The sequence below is a fragment of the Leucobacter sp. MMO-125 genome (assembly GCF_037148395.1).
Taxonomy (GTDB): Bacteria; Actinomycetota; Actinomycetes; order Actinomycetales; family Microbacteriaceae; genus Leucobacter.
Genome location: NZ_JBBCTL010000005.1, coordinates 1 through 18,358, shown reverse-complemented (window position 1 = coordinate 18,358; position 18,358 = coordinate 1). Strand labels below are relative to the sequence as shown.

Sequence of the window (18,358 nt, the reverse complement as noted above, 5' to 3'; positions counted from 1 at the left end):
GGCATTAGCTGCAGTGGATCACACCTCTGTCTCGTCGAGTGACGGCATCTCGGTTGCGTTGGCGTAGAAGCGCACGTCGACGCGTTCGAGGCCGGTGCCTTCGAAGACGATGCGGTAGCTGCCGGGCATGGGCACCTGCGCGTCGTGCAGTGGGAACACCATGGGAATGTAGCCGGAGGCGTCGTTGCCGCCGCCGAGGCTGAAGGTGCCTTCGAGGCTGAAGATTTCGGCACCTCCGATGGCGGGTTCGCAGCGGGCGCGGAAGGAGCGCTCGGGGTCGCCGCGGCGGGATTCGCTTTCGTCGTATTCGACGACCACCACGAGTGCCGCGCCGAGCGGGGCGGGGTAGCTTTCGCGGTTGATGGTGTTGATGAATCCTGACAGTACGCTCAGCGTGCCTTCGCGCACGTTGGCCGCGTCGGCCAGGAATGCCGCTGCCACTCGCATGTGTCCTCCTCGGATCGTGGCTCCACTCTGGCATGGCGGGCTGGGCGGATGTCGGGATCGCTGCATTCGCCTCGGCGATGGGGCCTGCGGTGTGCGCAACACGATCCGTCTCAAATTGTACAAAGTAGTCACACTTTGCAAATTGCGTATCCTCGTGTACATTTCAGTTCGGCGGAGAACACCCATTTCGGCACCGATCTCTCACGATCTCGGCCCCGAACGACGCAACACCGCCATTCATCAGAGACGAAGGAGTCCGCACAGATGACTGAGACCACTATCCCGGTAGCACGGGAGACCGCAGGCGGAGGCAAGCGCAAACTGCGCATCTGGGAGGTCACCGCCCTCTCGGTCGGCTTCATGGGCCCGGTGATGGCCATGGCGCTCAACGGGATCGGCGTGGCCGGGCTCGTCGGCAAATCCGTGCCGTTCACCTTCGCCCTCGCCTTTATCGGCACGCTACTCGTCGGCTACGGCTTCATCAGGCTCACCGGGTACTTCACCCACGCAGGGTCCGTCTACGCTCTGGCCGGTGCCACCATCGGGCCGCGCGCAGGCTTCTTCGGCGGTTTCGCACTGCTGGGCACCTACCTCTTCTTCGCAGCCTGCATCCTCGGCGCCACTGGCGTCTTCTTCGAAGCGTGGGCCGAGCAGTTCGGCGGTGGCCTGCGCAGTGTGCCGTGGATCATCATCGCGCTCGTCGTGTCAGTGCTGGTCGTGGTGCTCAACGTCAGGGAATCGCGGATCGTCACTCGGGTGCTGTTCGTGATCGGCTCACTGGGCGTGCTCGCAATGCTCGTGCTCGCCGCCGTAATCTTCTGGCGCGTTGGCACCGGTGACGCACCGGTCGAGGGTGCCACGATCGACTGGAGTGCATTCCTTCCCGGCGAGGCCAGCGGGACCGCAATCCTCACCGCGTCGGTGTTCGCGTTCCTGTCGTGGGCCGGGTTCGAGTCGGGCACCTCGCTCGGTGAGGAGACCGAGAACCCGCGGCGCGTCATCCCGCGGGCCCTGCTCGGTGCGATCGTCGTGGCCGGCCTCCTCTACCTGGTGATGATGTTCGCCCAGACCGTTGGCTACGGCACCGGCGAGGCCGGCGTCGCCGCGTTCGCCGGATCGAACTCCACTCTCACCGAGCTCTCCACGCTCTACATCGGTCGCGAGTACGCCCTGCTCATCGCGTTCATCGCCTTCGTCGTGGCATTCGCCTCGGTGCTGAGCTCCACCGCTGCCGCGGCACGACTCATCTACGCGCTTGCCCGCGACGGCTTCGGCCCGAAGCGTCTGGGCGTGGCGAACCCCCGCACGGGCGTGCCTACCGCCGCCGTGCTCACCACGATTGTGCTGGCATTGCTGCTGGCAGGCGGCATCTCGATCTTCGGCGGCACCGCCTTCGACGCCTACTACTGGTATGCCACGATCGCCACACTCTGCATGGTGGTCGCCTACGGCATGACCTCCATCGGTGTGATCGTCTATGTGTTCCGCCGCCGCAGCCGCATTCCGAAGTGGGAGGTCATCATGCCGGTGCTCGGCCTCATCTACCTCGCCTTCGTGTATGCGGTGCAGGTGATCGGTCAGCAGGCCCCCTACACCTACTTCCCGTGGATCGCGGGTGCCTGGTGCGTGGTCGGTCTCATCATCATCGTCACCATGCCGAAGCTGGCCGAACGCATTGGTGGCAGGCTCTCGGCCGAAGACCTCGACTGATTCGAACCCCGTAGCCGGAAGGAACTGGAATGACGCACACCCTGCTCGATGCATCGGCATTCGACAGCGCACCACTCATCGACCACCACTGCCACGGGGTCGTCGAGCAGACGCTTGATCGGCCGGCGTTCGAAGACATGATCACCGAGTCCAACTGGGCGGCGCCCAGCGGCACTTCGGTGTTCGATTCGCAGTTGGGTGTCGCGATCCGCCGTTGGTGCGCCCCCGTGCTCGATCTCGAACCGCGTGTGAGCGCCGACCGCTACATCGAGCGCCGCGCGGAGCTTGCGCCCGAGCTCGTCAACGAGCGGCTGCTGCGCGCCGCTGGCATCGACCGCTACCTCATCGAGACTGGGCATCGCGGGGATGACATTCTCGACCCCGCCGGTATGGCGATCCGCTCGGGTGCGACCTCCGACGCTGTGGTGCGCTTGGAGCGGGTGGCCGAGCAGGTCATCGAGACCGGCCCGGCGGCTGCGACGTACCCCGATCGTTTCCGTGCCGAGTTGCGCGATCAGCTCCGTCTCGCGGTCGGCGTGAAGTCGATCGCGGCATACCGGATCGGCCTCGACTTCGACCCGGATCGTCCCGATGACGCCGAGGTGGTGCGTGCTGCGGAGCGCTGGCTGGCTGAGATCGAGGCGGGTGCGGCGGTGCGGATCACTGATCCCGTGCTCATCCGCTTCGGGATTTGGTGCGCGGTCGAAGAGCGCCAGGCGATCCAGTTCCACATCGGCTTCGGCGACCCGGACGTCGACCTGCACCGCTGCGATCCGCTGCTGCTGACGGAGTGGCTGCGGCGCACCCGCGAGTCCGGTGCCCGGGTGCTGCTGCTGCACTGCTACCCCTTCCACCGGCAGGCTGGCTACCTCGCTCACGTCTTCCCCCACGTGTTCTGCGACGTCGGCCTCGCCATCAACTATGTGGGCGCGCGCTCGCCGCAGGTGATCGCGGAGTCGCTCGAACTCACTCCCTTCGACAAGGCGCTGTTCTCGTCGGATGCGTGGGGGCTCCCCGAGCTCTACCACCTCGGCGCGCATCTGTTCCGCCGTGGCCTGCTGGCGACGATCAATGACTGGATTCGCAATGACGAGTGGAGTGCCGCCGATGGCGAGCGTTTGATCCGCAAGATCACTGGTGACAACGCGATCCGGGCGTATGGCCTTGCCGAAGAGCCCACCTGGCGCGGGGCGACGGGAGTGTCCGCGTGAATCACGAGGCGCTTGCGGCGCGGCTCACGGAGGCCGCGCTGGCCCGCATCCCCGCGGCGGTGCGCGACCGCGAGGTGCTGCACGGCATGGCCGAGCTGTCCGGTGCCGAGCACGGCACGGCGGCGTGGATCGCGGAACGCATGCCCACGGCGATGGAGACCGTAGCCGAAACCGGCCGTATCGGGCGGATCGGCCCGCACGACGGGCCGTCCGTCGCCGTCCGCGCCGAACTCGACGCGCTGCCGGTGGCAGAGGCGACGGGCGCGCCGTTCGCATCCACAACCGGCGTGATGCATGCCTGCGGGCACGACGTGCACCAGGCGGCGTTGCTCGCGCTTGCCGGGGCTGCCGCCGAGGTGGAGGCCGAGCTGGGCCTGCCCTACGCACTGGTGCCGTTCTTGCAGCCGCGCGAGGAGGCGTACCCCTCGGGCGCGCTCGACATTGTGCGTTCGGGGGTGCTCTCCCGGCACCGGGTAGAGGCGGTGCTGGCCGCGCATGTGCACCCGCGCATCCCTGTCGGCGCAGTTGCGACGGGCAAGGGCCCCACGAACGCCGCGGCCGACGAGATCACGGTGACGGTGCACGGGCACGGCGGTCACGGCGCGTACCCGCATGAGGCGCAGAACCCGATCCCGGTGCTCTCTCAGATGGTGGTGGGCATCACAGAGGTGCTGCGTCGCACCATTTCTCCGATGCGGCCGGCCGTGTTCACTGTTGGTCGTTTTTCGGCGGGGCGGATCGCGAATGTGATCCCGCATTCCGGTTCGTTCGCCGGCACACTGCGCACCATGGATCGGGCCGACCGTGAGAACGCACATGCCGCGATCCGCAGCTATGCTGCCGGGATTGCTGCCGCGCACGGCGTGACCGCAGAGGTTGCGATCACACTCGGTGAGCCCGTGCTGGAGAACAACGCCGAGCTTGTCGATTTCGTCGATGAGCGGCTGCGCAGCCTGGGCCTTGAGACGAGCGAGCCGATGCGGTCGTGCGGTGCTGACGATTTCTCGTTCTTCTCCGAGGAGCTGCCTGGGCTGATGGCGTTCGTGGGGGTGGAGACTTCGGGGGCTGCGACGCAGCCGAGTCTGCACAGTGCGAACTTTCTGCCCGATGAGGATGCTGTGCGCCGCGTCACGCTCGCGCTCGTCTCGGGGTATCTCGGCGCCTGCGATCTGCTCGATGCGCGCACCGCGCAGGCTGCGGCCGCGCCCGCTGTCGCCGGAGCCGGATCGTGACCGCCTCGCCCACCCTGCTCGACCGTGACGCGCGGGTGATCGCAGGCAATCAGAAGCTGCGGTTCTTTCCCGCGAGTATGGTCTCGGGGCGGGGCTGCGAAGTGGTTGACCACTCGGGCCGTCGCCTGCTCGACCTGTCGGGGGCGTGGGGTGCGAACAGCGTAGGTCACGCTCATCCCCGCGTGGTTGCCGCGATCACGGCTGCGGCCGAGACGGGGGCAGGGGCGAGTGTGCTCTCTGCCACCAACCCTTTCGCGGTCGCGCTGGGCGAAGTGTTGCTCGAGGTCACTCCTGGCATTGGGGAGCGGCGCGTGCTGCTGGGCCATGCGGGCACCGACGCGAACAATTCGGCGCTCGCCGCAGCCCGGGCGGCGACGGGGCGAGCCCGAATCATTGCGTTCCGCGGCGGCTACCACGGCGGTTCTGGTGTGGCGCAGGGGGTGAGCGGGGTGTTCGTCGACGGCGGTGTGGCTGCTGATCCGTCGAGCACGCTGCTCGAATATCCTGTCGAGACTGGCGATCCTGCAGCAGACGCCGCGACGCTCGCGCGGGTGTTCGCTGCGCTCGATGCCGAACTCGTCGGCCCCTCGGGAGGTGACGTTGCGGCGATCATCGTGGAGTCGCACCAGTCAGATGGCGGGCTGCTCGTGCCGCCACCTGGTTTTCTTCGTGGGCTTGCGGATCGCGCACGCGCTGCCGGGGCGCTGCTTATCTGCGACGAGGTGAAGGTGGGTCTTGCGCGCACGGCGCGCATGCACGGGTTTGAGCATGACGGGGTGGTGCCTGACCTGGTGACCTTCGGGAAAGCGCTCGGCGGGGGACTGCCCCTGTCGGCCGTAGTCGGCCCGGCGCAGGTGCTCGATGCTGCCCCCGCGAGTGCCCTGCTCACCACAGCGGGCAACGCGATCGCCGCCGCGAGCGGACGGGCCGTGCTGGAGACCATAGCCTCGGAGGGCCTGGTGGAAGCTGCCGAGGAGCGAGGCCTCCAGCTGCGCGCGCTTCTCGCGGAGCTCGCCGAACGCGCGCCCGAGGTGCACGCGGTGCGTGGCCGCGGTCTCAGCCTCGGCATCGAGCTACGCGCCGAGCCGGGCGCTGGGGCGGGGGCCGACGCCGACTTTACGAAGCGGGTGATCTTCCGCATGTGGCAGCTCGGCGCGATCTGCTATCTCGTGCGCGACAATGTGATCGAATTGACCCCGCCGTTGACGCTGACGGCCGAGCAGGCGGTGCGGGCCGTGGAGTTGCTTGACGCGGCGATCGCCGATGTGCGTTCGGGGGTTGTCTCCGACGCTGATATCGCCCCGTTCCGGGGCTGGTAGGGGAGGGGCAGGACATGCAGGAGTCACGCACACTCGCCGAGGCGCTGAAGATCTCGTTCGATGCGATGAGCCCGTCCGAGAAAAAGGTCGCACGGGTGCTGATCGCCGACTACCCTGTCGCGGGGCTCGAATCGGTGACGAAGCTTGCCGAACGGGCGAGTGTGAGCACCCCGACGGTGTTCCGCATGCTCGCGAAGATCGGCATCCCCTCCTACCCGCGAATGCAGGAGTTGCTGCGTCAGGAGATCGCGCATCGCACCACCTCGCCGATCGACCAGTATGCCTCCCGCGGCAGTGATCGCAGCGATGTGCACGGTCTGCTGGGGGAGGCGAAGCGCGTCTTCAGTGACGGCATTGCGGCCAGTCTCGACGCCGCGCCGGGTTCGGAGTTCGACAGGGTGGTGCGCTTGCTCGCCGATCCGAAGCGTCGCATCTGGACGGTGGGCGGCCGATACAGCGGGCTGCTTGCCGAGTACCTCACGATCCACCTGCGCATGCTCAGACCCGAGGTGCGCTTCGTCGGCCACAGCGAGTCAGACAAGTCGCTCGCGCTGCTCGATTTCGGGCCCCGAGACGTGCTGGTGGCGTTCGACTACCGCCGCTATCAGGACGCAACAGTGTCGTTCACGGCCCGGGCGAAGGCGAACCGGGTGAGCACGGTGCTGTTCACCGACCCCTGGTTGTCGCCGGCTGCGAAGCACGCCGACTGCCTGCTATCGAGCGTGGTCGACGCCCCCAGCCCGTTCGACTCATTCGTGCCCGCGCTTGCGCTCGTCGAGAGCGTCATCGCCGGGGTGGTCGCCGAGCTTGGTGACGAACCCCTCGGGCGAATCCAGGCCTTCGACGCCTGGGAGTAGTTGGCCGCGATCCGCTGCCGCACTCCCACCCCACTCATTTCACTCTGCAATATGTAAGGACGCATCATGAGAAAAGAACCCCTCGGCATCATCCTCACCTCCGACCTCGCAGCGAAGGCACGAGGCCGAGCTTTCCCGCAGCAGGACTTCCAGAAGTACCTGAGCTCCGGCTGCGGCTGGGTGCCCGCGAATCTCGCGATCGACGCCTTCGGTTCGATCGTCACCCCCAACCCCTTCGGCTCGGTGGGCGATCTGCGCCTCATGCCCGATGTGTCGAGCATTGCCACGGTGACGTTGAACGATGCTGGCGAACAAACGACGATGGTGCTCGCCGATATTCACACACCCTCCGGTGAGCCGTGGGAGAACGACCCCCGCACCTTCCTGAAGAACGCGGTGCATGATCTCGAAAGCGAGACAGGGCTCAGCGTGGTGTCGTCGTTCGAGCACGAGTTCATGCTGCGCGACGACGACGGCAGCCCCGTGAACACGCCGTTCTCGCTCGAATCGTTCCTCGAGGAGGAAGAGCTGGGCGGTCTGCTCGTCGCCGCGCTACAGGATGCCGGCCTCGAACCGGAGATGTGGCTGCCCGAGTTCGGCCGCAACCAGTTCGAGGTGACCATTCGGCCGGCACCGGCCCTGGTTGCCGCCGATCGCGCTATCTATCTGCGCGAGATCACGAGGCACGTCGCCAGCTTGCTGGGCAAGCGCATCACCTTCTCGCCGATCATCGAGGAGAACGGTGGCGGCAACGGCGTGCACGTGCATCTGAGCCTGCAAGACGGCGAGGGGCGTTTCGTCACCTACGATTCGAGCCGACCGGGCAAGCTCTCTGAGGTCGCTGGCTCCTTCGCCGCGGGCATCCTGGAGCACGCCGAAGCGATCCAGGCCATTGCCGCCTCCGCGCCGATCTCGTATGAGCGTCTGGCCCCCAACCGTTGGAGCGCCGGCGGTGTCTTCCTCGGGGAGAACAACCGTGAGGCGCTGCTGCGGATCTGCCCGCTCTTCGATACCCCGGGCGCCAACCATCAGAAGCAGTACAACCTCGAATACCGGGCCGCCGATGCCACTGCGAACCCGTGGCTCGTGCTCGGCTGCCTGATTCGGGCTGGCCTCGATGGGATTCGCCGCGGCTTGCCGGCGCCGAACATCGTGCACGGCGAGACGGGGGAGCTGTCCGAGGGGGAGCGCGACAGCCTCGGGATTCGCAGCATCCCCACGACGCTTGAGGAGGCCCTCGACGCCTTCACCGAGTCGGAGACTGTGCGGGGATGGTTCTCGCGCGACTTCGCTGACACCTTCACCGCGGTGAAGCGGGCCGAGATCGCGCGGGTGGCCGGTCTCGACGCGGCGCAGAAGTACGACTCATACGCCACGACCTACTGAGCAGAGGCGGCCTGCCCGGGGTGTGCGCTCCGGGTAGGCTGGTCGTGTGACCAGACACTTCCTTCGAGACGACGATCTGAGCCCCGCCGAGCAGCGCGAGGTGCTCGACCTCGCCGCAGCGCTCAAGAAGGATCGCTTCGCGCGACGTCCGCTCGACGGGCAGAAGACCGCCGCGGTCATCTTCGACAAGACCTCCACCCGCACCCAGGTGAGTTTCTCGGTGGGCGTCGCCGATCTCGGCGGCAACCCGCTCATCATGGATTCGAAGAATTCCCAGATGGGTGGCAAGGAGTCGATCTCAGACACGGCCAAGGTGCTGTCGCGCATGGTCGAGCTGATCGTGTGGCGCACCTACGCGCACGCCGGCCTCGAAGAGATGGCCGCGCACGCGACGGTGCCCGTGATCAACTCGCTCTCCGACGACTTCCACCCCTGCCAGATCCTCGCCGATCTGCAGACCATTCGTGAGCATCGCGCGGCCAGCAACGGCGGCGAGCTCACGGGTCTCACCGCAACGTACGTCGGCGATGCTGCCAACAATATGGGGCACTCTTACCTGCTCGGCTTCGCGACAGCCGGAATGCACATCCGGGTTGCGGGCCCCGCCGGCTACCACCCGCGTGAAGACATCGTGGCCGATGCGAAGCGGATCGCCGCCGAGACCGGCGGCAGCGTGACGATTCTCACCGACCCTGTTGAGGCGGTGCGCGGGGCCGACGCAGTCATCACCGATACCTGGGTGTCGATGGGGCAGGAGGAAGAGAAGGCCGAGCGTATCGCTACCTTCGGTGCATACCGGGTCACCCCTGAGCTGATGGCGCACGCCGCCGACGACGCGATCTTCCTGCACTGCCTCCCCGCCTACCGTGAGTTTGAGGTCGCCCCCGAGGTGATCGACGGCCCGCAGAGCGTGGTCTGGGATGAGGCAGAGAACCGCGTGCACGCGCAAAAGGCGCTCATGGCCTGGCTCCTCGAACAGGGGTAGGCTCGCGAGCGGAGCCCACCGCCCCGCAAACGGTAGGCTGGTCTGGTGACTGAGAGCATCGAGAACACCACTGCGGAGACCGGCAATCGTGCCGCTGAGGCCGGCGCCCTGTGGGGCGGCCGTTTCGCGAGCGGCCCGTCGCCGTCGCTTGCGGCGCTGAGCAAGTCGACGCAGTTCGACTGGGTGCTCGCGCAGTACGACATTCGCGGTTCGAAGGCGCACGCCACCGCGCTCGCTGCGGCCGGTTATCTCAGCGAGGATGAGCTGCTCGACATGCGTGCCGCGCTCGACGAGCTCTCTGCCCGCGTCGCCGATGGCCGCGCACTGCCCGCCGATGACGATGAAGATGTGCACTCCGCGCTGGAGCGTTTGCTGATCGAGATCACCGGCGTGCAGCTGGGCGGCAAGCTCCGTGCCGGCCGCAGCCGCAACGATCAGATCGCCACGCTCGTGCGGCTGTACCTGCTCGATCATGCGGCGATCATCAAGGGCCACCTGCTCGACCTGCTCGATGCGATCGCCGAGCAGGCTGCCAAGCACCCCGACGCGATCCTGCCTGGCCGTACCCACCTGCAGCACGCGCAGCCGGTGCTGCTCGCGCATCAGCTTGCCGCTCATGCGTGGCCGATCGTGCGCGATCTGGAGCGTCTGCGCGATTGGGCGCAGCGCGCCAGCGCCTCGCCCTACGGCGGCGGGGCGCTGGCCGGCAGCTCACTCGGCCTTGATCCGCGCCTGGTGGCCAGCGAGCTCGGTCTCGGCGATCCGCTCGAGAACTCGATTGATGGCACCGCGGCTCGCGATGTTGTTGCCGAGTTCGCGTTCATCTGTGCTCAGATCGGCATCGACCTGTCGCGTCTCAGCGAGGAGATCATCATCTGGAACACCAAGGAGTTCGGCTTCGTGCGCCTGCACGACGGCTACTCCACGGGTTCCAGCATCATGCCGCAGAAGAAGAACCCCGATATTGCTGAGCTCGCGCGCGGCAAGTCGGGGCGTCTGATCGGCAACCTGACGGGGCTGCTCGCCACGCTCAAGGGGCTGCCGCTCGCGTACAACCGTGATCTGCAGGAAGACAAGGAGCCCGTCTTCGATTCGGTGCAGCAGCTTGAGGTGCTGCTGCCGGCCTTCACAGGCATGGTTGCGACGATGAGCTTCGACACTGACCGCATGGCCGAGCTCGCCCCGCAGGGTTTCTCGCTCGCCACCGATGTTGCTGAGTGGCTGGTGAAGCAGGGCGTGATTTTCCGCGATGCTCACGAGATCTCGGGCGAGCTGGTGCGCTACTGCGAGGAGCGCGGCCTGGAGCTGCACGAGCCGAGCGATGAAGAGCTGCTGAGCGTGTCGGAGCATCTCAGCCCGGCTGTGCGCGAGGTGCTCACCATTGAGGGTTCGGTGAACTCACGCACCGGTGCCGGCGGCACCGCCAAGGTGCGCGTCGAGGAGCAGCTGGCCCGCCTGGGTGAGCGGATCGCGGAGTTCCGCGGCTGACACGCGCTGCTCCCGCTGTACGACGATGCCCCCGCAGGCCTGGCCTGCGGGGGCATCGTCGTGTGCGGGGTGCCGTCGGTATTAGACCGTGCGGCGGCGCAGGCGCGCTGCGGTGACGGCTGCTGCTCCGGCAGTGAGCAGGAGCGCCGCTGCCCAGATGGGCGGCTCGGTCTCGGCGCCGGTGCGGGCGAGCGCGTCGCCGCCTGGGGTCTTCGAACCGCCGCCCGGGGTGGGCGTGGGCGGCGTCGGCGGCTTCGGCCCCGGGGGTGCCGCGAGCGTGATCTCGCGCACGGCCGCCGCCGGGGCGCCCTGGGCGGTGAAACCTGTGGCGACGAGGTGGTGGGCGCCGGGTTCGACACCGCTCGCGGGGATCGTCACCTGGAAGGTAGCGGTGCCGTCATTGCCGACCACTCCCGAGCCGAGCAGCATAGGGCTGGAGTGCAGCGAGACGTCGACGAATGAGGAGGGAGCGAAGCCGGTCGCGACGACGTCGACCTTCTGGCCGAACAGCGCGGTGGTCGGCTGAGCGCCTGCGAAGCCGATGGTGGCGTCGCCGGTGGGTGTGGGCACCGAGTTGGGCGCTTCGGGGGCGGTGATGATTGCGGGTGCTGACGGCTGCGACGGCGTGGAGCCGGCCTCGGTGGTGGTGGTCACCACGAACTGCACTGAGCCGAGCGGCAGGTTCGGGATGACGCAGGAAGTTGACGTGGTGGTGCAGAGCACGTCACTGCTGCCGACTGCGCTGACGGTGTAAGTGGCGGATCCGGTGGTGGATGCCGTCCAGGTCACGGCGGCCTGGCGGGCGCCTGGGATTGCCTGTACGTCGGTGGCGGGGTTTGGGGCGGGGGTGACGTATTCGAGCACCGAGATCGAGCTTTCAAAGGTGTTGGTCACGTAGACCTTCGTGCCGTCCGGGGAGATCGCGGTGTCCCAGAGGCCTTCTTCGAGGGGGAGTGCGCGGGTGACCTTGAGGCTGGCGGGGTCGATGAAGAACACGTTGCCGTTGAGGTCGGAAGCGACGAGCTCGCCGGTCACGGGGTTCACGGAGAGCGACGCCGAGGCGAAGTCGGCACCGCTGATGTTTCGCGACTTCTTTACGGTAAACGTGGCGGTGTCGATCGCGTGGATCGCGGCGAAGTAATCGAGCACGTAGAGCGTCGACCCGTCGGCCGAAATGGCCAGGTCGGAGGGTGTCGTGCCGGGCAGGGCGAGCACCGTCGAAGCGTCCTCGGTGCCGTGCGCGGTATTCCAATCGACCTGTGTGAGGTCGATCGCGGTGATCGACTGCTGGTTCTCGTCGGCCGTGTAGACGACGAGCTTGCCGGGGTGCGCGGCGATGGCGGTGGGCGAATCTTCCAGGCCGGCGTACCGGATGAGCTCACCGGAGTGCGGGTCGCGCTCGGAGAGTTGGCCAGCGTCGGTGCTGAACACGGTCGTCGTGTGCTTCGAGTAGGTCATAGCGTCGATGCCGGGACCGTGCGTAGCGATCCCAGACCAGATACCGGGTGTCAACGAGTAGACGTTGTTCGTGCCTGCGGTGAGCACGCGGTAGCCGTCGATGGCGGGAGTGGTGATCGTGGGCTCGCCCCAGCCTTCGATGGGTGCCTCGGCGGAGACGCCCATGGTGTCGGAGTTCAAAACGCTGAGCAGGTTGCCTGCCTCGTAGTTGACGAAGAGTCTTGCCCCGTCTGGCGATACTGTGATGCCGCGCGGTGCGGCGTGCGCTGCGGTTGAGGTGCTGGTCCACTGCCAACCGGCCTGGGACCCCGGATCGGGGGTAGCGAGCGCTGGTGCGGCACCGGCCCAGGTGAACGACGCCGCCACCGCTGCGAGTGCGGTGACGAGAGCGGCCGAACGGCGCGCCGGGCGGATATGGGTCTTCGGCATGATCCTCCTTGGAATGAATGCTCAACCTCATAAATGTAGCTATCCTTTGTCTGTTGATCCACTGTGGTGGGTGTTTTCTACTGCTGCGGGGCCGCACGCCCGGGCTGGGTCGCGGTACGATGGCAGGCGTGTCAGTAGCAGAAGAACGAGCCGAGATCCTGGCCGCCCAGCGCAACGACGACAGCTTCGCCACCCTGTGGGACGAACTGCAGTGGCGCGGGCTGGTGCACGTGTCGACCGACCCCGAGGCGCTTTCCGCGCTGTTCGAGGGTGAGCCGTTCACGTATTACTGCGGCTTCGATCCGACGGCACCGAGCCTGCACCTGGGCAATCTGGTGCAGCTGCTACTGCTGCGTCGTCTGCAGCTCAAGGGGCACAAGCCGCTCGGTTTGGTGGGCGGATCCACGGGCCTGATTGGCGATCCGCGCCCCACTGCTGAGCGCACCTTGAACAGTCGCGAGACCGTGGCGGAGTGGGTGACGCGCCTGCAGGGTCAGGTGTCGCGCTTCCTGTCGAGCGATGGTGAGAACGCGGTGCGTCTGGTCAACAACCTCGACTGGACGGCACCGCTGTCGGCGATCGATTTCCTGCGCGAGGTGGGTAAGCACTTCCGCGTGGGCACCATGCTGAAGAAGGATGCCGTTGCGGCACGCCTCAACTCGGATGAGGGCATCAGCTACACCGAGTTCAGCTACCAGGTGCTGCAGGGCTTCGACTTTCTCGAGCTGTTCCGTCAGTACGACTGCGTGCTGCAGTCGGGCGGCAGCGATCAGTGGGGCAACCTCACGAGCGGCACCGATCTGATCCGCAAGGTCGAAGGTGGTTCGGCGCACGCCGTGGGCACCCCGCTCATCACGAACGCCGACGGCACGAAGTTCGGAAAGAGCGAGGGCAACGCCATCTGGCTCGACCCGGAGATGTGCTCGCCCTACACCTTCTACCAGTTCTGGCTCAACCAGGCCGACGCCGACGTGATCGATCGCCTCAAGGTGTTCACCTTCATGTCGCGCGCCGAGATCGAGGAGTACGAGCGCCAGGTCGCCGAGGAACCCTTCAAGCGCGCCGCGCAGAAGCGTCTCGCGCTTGAGGTCACCACGCTGGTGCACGGCGCCGCCGCCGCGCAGGGCGCGATCGACGCGTCGGAAGCGCTGTTTGGTCGTGGTGATCTGACCGCGCTTGACGAGGCGACGCTGCGGGGTGCGGTGTCGGAGCTGTCGCAGGCGGTCGGTGCGGTTGGCGCGCCGGTGACGCAGTTGATGGTCGAGGCCGGGCTCGTGAAGAGCCTGGGCGAGGCGCGTCGCGCGGTCGCGCAGGGCGGCGTCTACGTGAACAACGTGGCTGTCGAGAGCGAGGATCGCGCCCTCGAGGCGGCGGATCTGCTGCACGGCCGCTTCGCCGTGCTGCGCCGAGGCAAGAAGACCCTCGCCGGCGTCGTCGCTGGCTGACCCGCCCGGACCCGGCGGTTGCACTGACCCAGCCCACCTTTTCGAGCCGGCCTGCAATTCACGTGAATTGCAGGCCGGCTCGAACGTTGTGGGCCGACTCGATGGTGGCCGGTGGCCGGTGGCCAGCGGGTGGCGGATCGCGTAGCCGCTACGCGGATCCGCTCCACGCGGCGGGCACCAGCACCCACACCACCTCGGCACCGGCCTCGGCCGTGCGCCAAGTGTGGGGCGTGCGACCTGGGAAGGTGAGGGTGTCGCCCGGGTCGAGGGCCTCTTCACGGCCGGCGAACTCCACGGTGACCGAGCCTGAGATGACATGCAGCGACTCGACGGCGCAGTTGACGGTGTACAGCTGATCGCCGCCGTTCGCGTGCGGCTCCAAGTGGGAGCGCAGCAGCTGCACGCGCTCCTCGGTGCGGGGCGTGACCAGGCGCTCGTCGGCGCCGGATCCGCCCATATTGATGCGCGGGGCATCTGCGAGCGCAACCCGCTGCAGGTCGGGGGCCTCGAACAGATTGCCCACCGGCAGTGACAACGCCTGGCAGATTTGCACGAGTGTGGGCACGCTCGGCATGGTCTCGTTGCGTTCGATGCGGCTGAGAAACCCTTTGGTGAGCCCGGTCGCCGTGGCGAGGTGTTCAAGGGTCATCGCCTGGGAGAGCCGTGAGGATCGCAGCTGGGCTCCGATCCGCACCGGTGCATCGTCGGCAGTGGGGTGCACGGGGCGCATAGTGTCTGCCCTTCTCCGCGCGTGCCGATGCGGTGCGCGGCTTCGTTGACGGCGCGGGAAGAACCGGCCTATAGTGAATGCAAGTTCACCAACAGAACTCACATGTTTACTATAAGACAACTTCGAAAGGAAGTGGCACCGTGACCGAACACACGCCTCAGGGCCCTGTCGACGCCAGCCTCACCCCGCGCTACGCAGGGATCGCGACCTTCGCCAAGCTGCCCCGCATCGAGGACGTGCCGGCCGCCGACATCGCCGTCGTGGGTGTGCCCTTCGACACCGGCGTGAGCTTCCGCCCCGGTGCCCGCTTCGGCCCCAGCCACGTGCGCGAAGCCTCGCGCCTGCTGCGCCCCTACAACCCCGCGCAGGACATCTCGCCCTTCGCCCGCAAGCAGGTCGTCGACGCCGGTGACATCGTTGCCAACCCCTTCAGCCTTGACGAAGCCGTGCGCCAGGTCGAAGAAGCCGCCACCGAACTCGGCGAAAAGGTCGACAAGATCGTCACTATCGGCGGCGACCACACGATTGCCCTGCCGCTGCTGCGCGCCATCAACAAGAAGCACGGGCCCGTCGCCGTGCTGCACTTCGATGCGCACCTCGACACCTGGGACACCTACTTCGGTGCGCCCACTACGCACGGCACCCCCTTCCGCCGGGCCTCCGAAGAAGGCCTCATCGACCTCACCGCCTCCATGCACGGCGGCACTCGCGGCCCCCTCTACGGCAAGAGCGACCTTGAAGACGATGTGAAGCTCGGCTTCCAGATCGTCACGAGCGAGTTCATCGAGGAACACGGCATCCCCGCCGCCCTCGAGAAGATCCGCGAGCGCGTTGGCGACAAGCCCCTCTACATCTCCATTGACATCGACGTGCTCGACCCCGCGCACGCCCCCGGCACCGGCACCCCCGAAGCCGGTGGGCTCACGAGCCGTGAGATGCTCCGCCTCATCCGCGGTCTCGCCGACCTGCACATCGTCGGCGCCGATGTCGTCGAGGTCGCCCCCGCCTACGACCACGCCCAGATCACCGCGGTCTCCGCGAGCCACGTCGTGTACGAGCTCGTGAGCGCCATGGCCGGTCGCGACTGATCCACCCCCCTGTGGGTGAGCGGGGCGGATCGGGATCGCTCGGCCCCGATCCGCTCGCCCGCCCACCCGAAGCTGCACCCCACTGAGGTTCATAGGAGCACCAGCATGACCACCACCCCCACTGAGGCCGAGGTGCTTGCCGCGGCCGACGCCATCATCGAGGCGTTCGCGGCGACCGACACCGGAGCCTACTTCTCGGGCTTCTCCGAAGACGCGAGCTTCATTTTCCACCCCGAGCCCGCGCGGCTCGACTCGCGCGCCGCATACGAAGCGCTCTGGGCCGGCTGGGTCGCCTCCGGCTGGCGGGTCACCGCCTGCAGCTCCACCGACCGCCTCGTGCAGACCTTCCCCGGCGGCGCAGTGTTCAGCCACACCGTCGCCACGAGCATCGACTCCGCAGACGGGCCCGACTCCTACATCGAGCGCGAGAGCATCATCTTCCGAGTCGCCGAGACCGGTGGCCTTGTCGCGATCCACGAGCACCTGTCGACCGTGCCGGGCGAGGGGAGCGTGTCGTGACCTCTCCGCAGACGATGGCCGTCAACCTCGACGGGCATGACGACTCGGCCGGCCCCGTGCGAGGTACGCAGTCGCTGCTGCGCATCGCGATGATCTGGCTCGCCGCCAACCTCGTGGTCACCACGCTGCTCACCGGCACCCTCTTCACCCCGGCGGTCTCGTTCGGCACAGCGTCGGCGATGATCGTGGTCGGCACACTCATCGGCGTGGTCGTGCTCGTGCTGATCGGCAACATGGGCACGCGCACCGGCCTGCCCACGATGGCGCTCACCCGCGGATCCTTCGGCATTCGCGGCAGCATCCTGCCGGCCGCGGCGAACCTCATCATCCTCATGGGGTGGAGTTGGGTGCAGGCCATGCTCGCCGGCGTCACCGTCAACTACCTCGTGCACCAGGCGACGGGTTTCTCGAACCCGATGCTCTTCTCGGCGATCTGCCAAGCCGTCGTAGTGGTGCTGGCGATCTTCGGCCACACGGGCATTTCGCGCGTGGAGCCCTGGCTCGCCCTGGCGATCCTGGTGGTCATGGGCTTCGTGTTCGCCGCCGCCTTCGGGGCGTTCAGCCCCGAGGAGTTCGCGGCGATCCCCGTCGACTCCTCACTCGGCGGCACCCCGTTCATCACACTCGACATGGTCATCGCAACCGCGATCTCGTGGACAGTGCTCTCGGCCGACATGAACCGCCACGCGAAGAGCAGCACCGCGGGCATCGTGGGCTCGGGCATCGGCTACACGCTCTCGACCACCATCTCGATGTTCCTCGGTCTCGTCGCATTCAGCGCAGTTTTGCTGCGCGGCGACCGCGAGCCGATCCCCTTCGACCCGGCGACCATCGTGTCCGAGTTCGGCTGGCCGCTCGGCATCGCGATCTTCCTGTCGGTGATGGCGACGAACACGATGGTGGTGTTCGGCATGGTGACCTCGGTGGTGAACGCACAGTCGAAGTGGCACCTGAAGTTCCTGCCGACGGCGCTCGTGCTCGGCGCGATCTCGGTGATCGGCTCGACCTTCCTCGGGCTGCTGAACCAGTTCACCGACTTCCTCTTCGTGATCAGTGCGTCCTTCGTGCCGGTGTTCGCGATCATGATCGCCGACTACTACCTGCTGAAGCACCGCGGCTACTCGCGGCAGATTCTGCACGAGCGCCCCGAGAGCCGCTACTGGTACACGGGCGGCGTGAACTGGGTGGCCGTGATCGTGTGGGTGATCGGCGCCGTGCTCTCATACGTGCTCGCCTATGTGGCCCCCAGCCCCATCGGCGCGAACATCCCCGCCTTCGCGGTGAGCTTCCTGCTGTACCTCGGGCTTATGGTGGTCATCGGTCGCGGGGGAGCGTTCGGTCTGCGGGATCGGCGCGACGCCGATCCCGCCGGACACCTGCTCGACGGTGCCGACGAGACCGCCGCGCTGCGTCTGGAGAGCTGAGCGCTGCGGCCCGGCGCAACGTTGGCCCGCACATCACACGAGCAGAAGCCGCTCGCTGTCGTCCCACCTCGGTGGGACGGTGGCGGGCGGCTTCTGGCGTTGATGGAGCTTGTGAGGGTGGGACACGCCCGGGAAACAGGGCCCAACCGTGCAGTTGGGGCAGTTTGGGGCTGTTTTCGGGGGTTTCGGGCCTCGTGAGCGAAAGAGGCGTCGAGAGCAAAAACCGCGGAATCATGCGGAGACACGCCCGGGATTTGGGTGGCAATTGCAGCGGCTCCGAGATCTGCGTAATGTATTCCCTTGTCAGCGCGACAGGGCGGGCAGCGAGAGCGGCCCGGACAGGTTGCGAATCGGATCTCACGAAGATCACTCCGAGAAGGACTTGAATAAAGTCTGCCTGAGAGTGTAAAGTGGGACTCTCGATCTCACCACCGAGATCCATCCTGAAACAGGAGGAGATTCTGATGCTCGTTCATCAAAACGAGTTGAATTTGCGAAGAGCAAGTTCAAGTGGTAAGTTAGACAGGTTGCTGTTCGGAAGGCTTTGGCTGGTACGGGTGGTGTCTGGTCTTTGAGAACTCAATAGTGTGCACTTGATTGTCATATGCCAATTATTTATCCCCGGCATCG

The 18,358-nt window shown here is 66.9% G+C and carries 15 protein-coding genes; 12 read left to right on the top strand and 3 right to left on the bottom strand.

Annotation, left to right across the window (positions count from 1 at the left end; translation table 11 throughout):
• Positions 1 to 18: 18 nt before the first annotated feature.
• Complete coding sequence (locus WFI54_RS12365; protein WP_336653113.1) at positions 19 to 447, bottom strand: DUF6941 family protein; 429 nt, start codon at positions 445 to 447, stop codon at positions 19 to 21.
• A 264-nt stretch (positions 448 to 711) separates the two neighbouring features.
• On the opposite strand from WFI54_RS12365, the gene WFI54_RS12360 reads away from it, so the two are divergent.
• The 8 genes from WFI54_RS12360 to argH all read left to right on the top strand — a co-directional run bounded on the left by WFI54_RS12360 (position 712) and on the right by argH (position 10,635).
• The gene (locus tag WFI54_RS12360) at positions 712 to 2,157 is read left to right on the top strand and encodes an APC family permease (RefSeq protein ID WP_336653112.1); all 1,446 of its coding nucleotides are present in this window, start codon (positions 712 to 714) and stop codon (positions 2,155 to 2,157) included.
• Between the two features lie 29 nt (positions 2,158 to 2,186).
• Entirely contained in the window at positions 2,187 to 3,368 is a 1,182-nt protein-coding gene (locus WFI54_RS12355; RefSeq protein WP_336653111.1) for an amidohydrolase family protein, read from the top strand.
• The gene (locus WFI54_RS12350) at positions 3,365 to 4,600 is read left to right on the top strand and encodes a M20 metallopeptidase family protein (protein WP_336653110.1); all 1,236 of its coding nucleotides are present in this window, start codon (positions 3,365 to 3,367) and stop codon (positions 4,598 to 4,600) included. The genes WFI54_RS12355 and WFI54_RS12350 overlap by 4 nt, the downstream gene beginning before the upstream one ends.
• Positions 4,597 to 5,919 (top strand): aspartate aminotransferase family protein, encoded by a 1,323-nt coding sequence (locus WFI54_RS12345; RefSeq protein WP_336653109.1) that lies wholly within the window; start codon positions 4,597 to 4,599, stop codon positions 5,917 to 5,919. Before WFI54_RS12350 ends, WFI54_RS12345 begins: the two co-directional genes overlap by 4 nt.
• A gap of 14 nt (positions 5,920 to 5,933) precedes the next feature.
• Entirely contained in the window at positions 5,934 to 6,776 is an 843-nt protein-coding gene (locus WFI54_RS12340; protein WP_336653108.1) for a MurR/RpiR family transcriptional regulator, read from the top strand.
• Between the two features lie 66 nt (positions 6,777 to 6,842).
• Positions 6,843 to 8,162 (top strand): glutamine synthetase family protein, encoded by a 1,320-nt coding sequence (locus WFI54_RS12335; RefSeq protein ID WP_336653107.1) that lies wholly within the window; start codon positions 6,843 to 6,845, stop codon positions 8,160 to 8,162.
• Between the two features lie 46 nt (positions 8,163 to 8,208).
• Complete coding sequence (gene argF, locus WFI54_RS12330; protein WP_336653106.1) at positions 8,209 to 9,147, top strand: ornithine carbamoyltransferase; 939 nt, start codon at positions 8,209 to 8,211, stop codon at positions 9,145 to 9,147.
• A gap of 45 nt (positions 9,148 to 9,192) precedes the next feature.
• Positions 9,193 to 10,635, top strand: a complete 1,443-nt coding sequence (gene argH / locus WFI54_RS12325) for an argininosuccinate lyase (protein ID WP_336653105.1) — start codon at positions 9,193 to 9,195, stop codon at positions 10,633 to 10,635.
• A gap of 81 nt (positions 10,636 to 10,716) precedes the next feature.
• Here the strand turns inward: argH and WFI54_RS12320 are convergent, their stop codons facing one another.
• Positions 10,717 to 12,522, bottom strand: coding sequence for a YncE family protein (locus WFI54_RS12320; protein ID WP_336653104.1), 1,806 nt, complete (start codon positions 12,520 to 12,522; stop codon positions 10,717 to 10,719).
• A gap of 128 nt (positions 12,523 to 12,650) precedes the next feature.
• On the opposite strand from WFI54_RS12320, the gene tyrS reads away from it, so the two are divergent.
• Positions 12,651 to 13,967, top strand: coding sequence for a tyrosine--tRNA ligase (tyrS, locus tag WFI54_RS12315; protein WP_336653103.1), 1,317 nt, complete (start codon positions 12,651 to 12,653; stop codon positions 13,965 to 13,967).
• Positions 13,968 to 14,115: 148 nt separating this feature from the next.
• On the opposite strand, the gene WFI54_RS12310 is transcribed toward tyrS, so the two are convergent.
• Positions 14,116 to 14,697: a helix-turn-helix domain-containing protein gene (locus WFI54_RS12310; RefSeq protein ID WP_336653102.1), complete on the bottom strand. Its 582-nt coding sequence runs from the start codon at positions 14,695 to 14,697 to the stop codon at positions 14,116 to 14,118.
• Positions 14,698 to 14,837: 140 nt separating this feature from the next.
• Between WFI54_RS12310 and speB the strand changes: the two genes are divergently transcribed.
• The 3 genes from speB (at position 14,838) to WFI54_RS12295 (ending at position 17,728) form a co-directional block, all read left to right on the top strand.
• A complete protein-coding gene (gene speB / locus WFI54_RS12305) occupies positions 14,838 to 15,785 on the top strand; it encodes an agmatinase (RefSeq protein WP_336653101.1) in 948 nt (315 codons plus the stop codon).
• Positions 15,786 to 15,890: 105 nt separating this feature from the next.
• The gene (locus tag WFI54_RS12300) at positions 15,891 to 16,304 is read left to right on the top strand and encodes a YybH family protein (protein WP_336653100.1); all 414 of its coding nucleotides are present in this window, start codon (positions 15,891 to 15,893) and stop codon (positions 16,302 to 16,304) included.
• A complete protein-coding gene (locus tag WFI54_RS12295; RefSeq protein WP_336653099.1) occupies positions 16,301 to 17,728 on the top strand; it encodes a purine-cytosine permease family protein in 1,428 nt (475 codons plus the stop codon). The genes WFI54_RS12300 and WFI54_RS12295 overlap by 4 nt, the downstream gene beginning before the upstream one ends.
• The last annotated feature ends 630 nt before the right edge of the window (positions 17,729 to 18,358 follow it).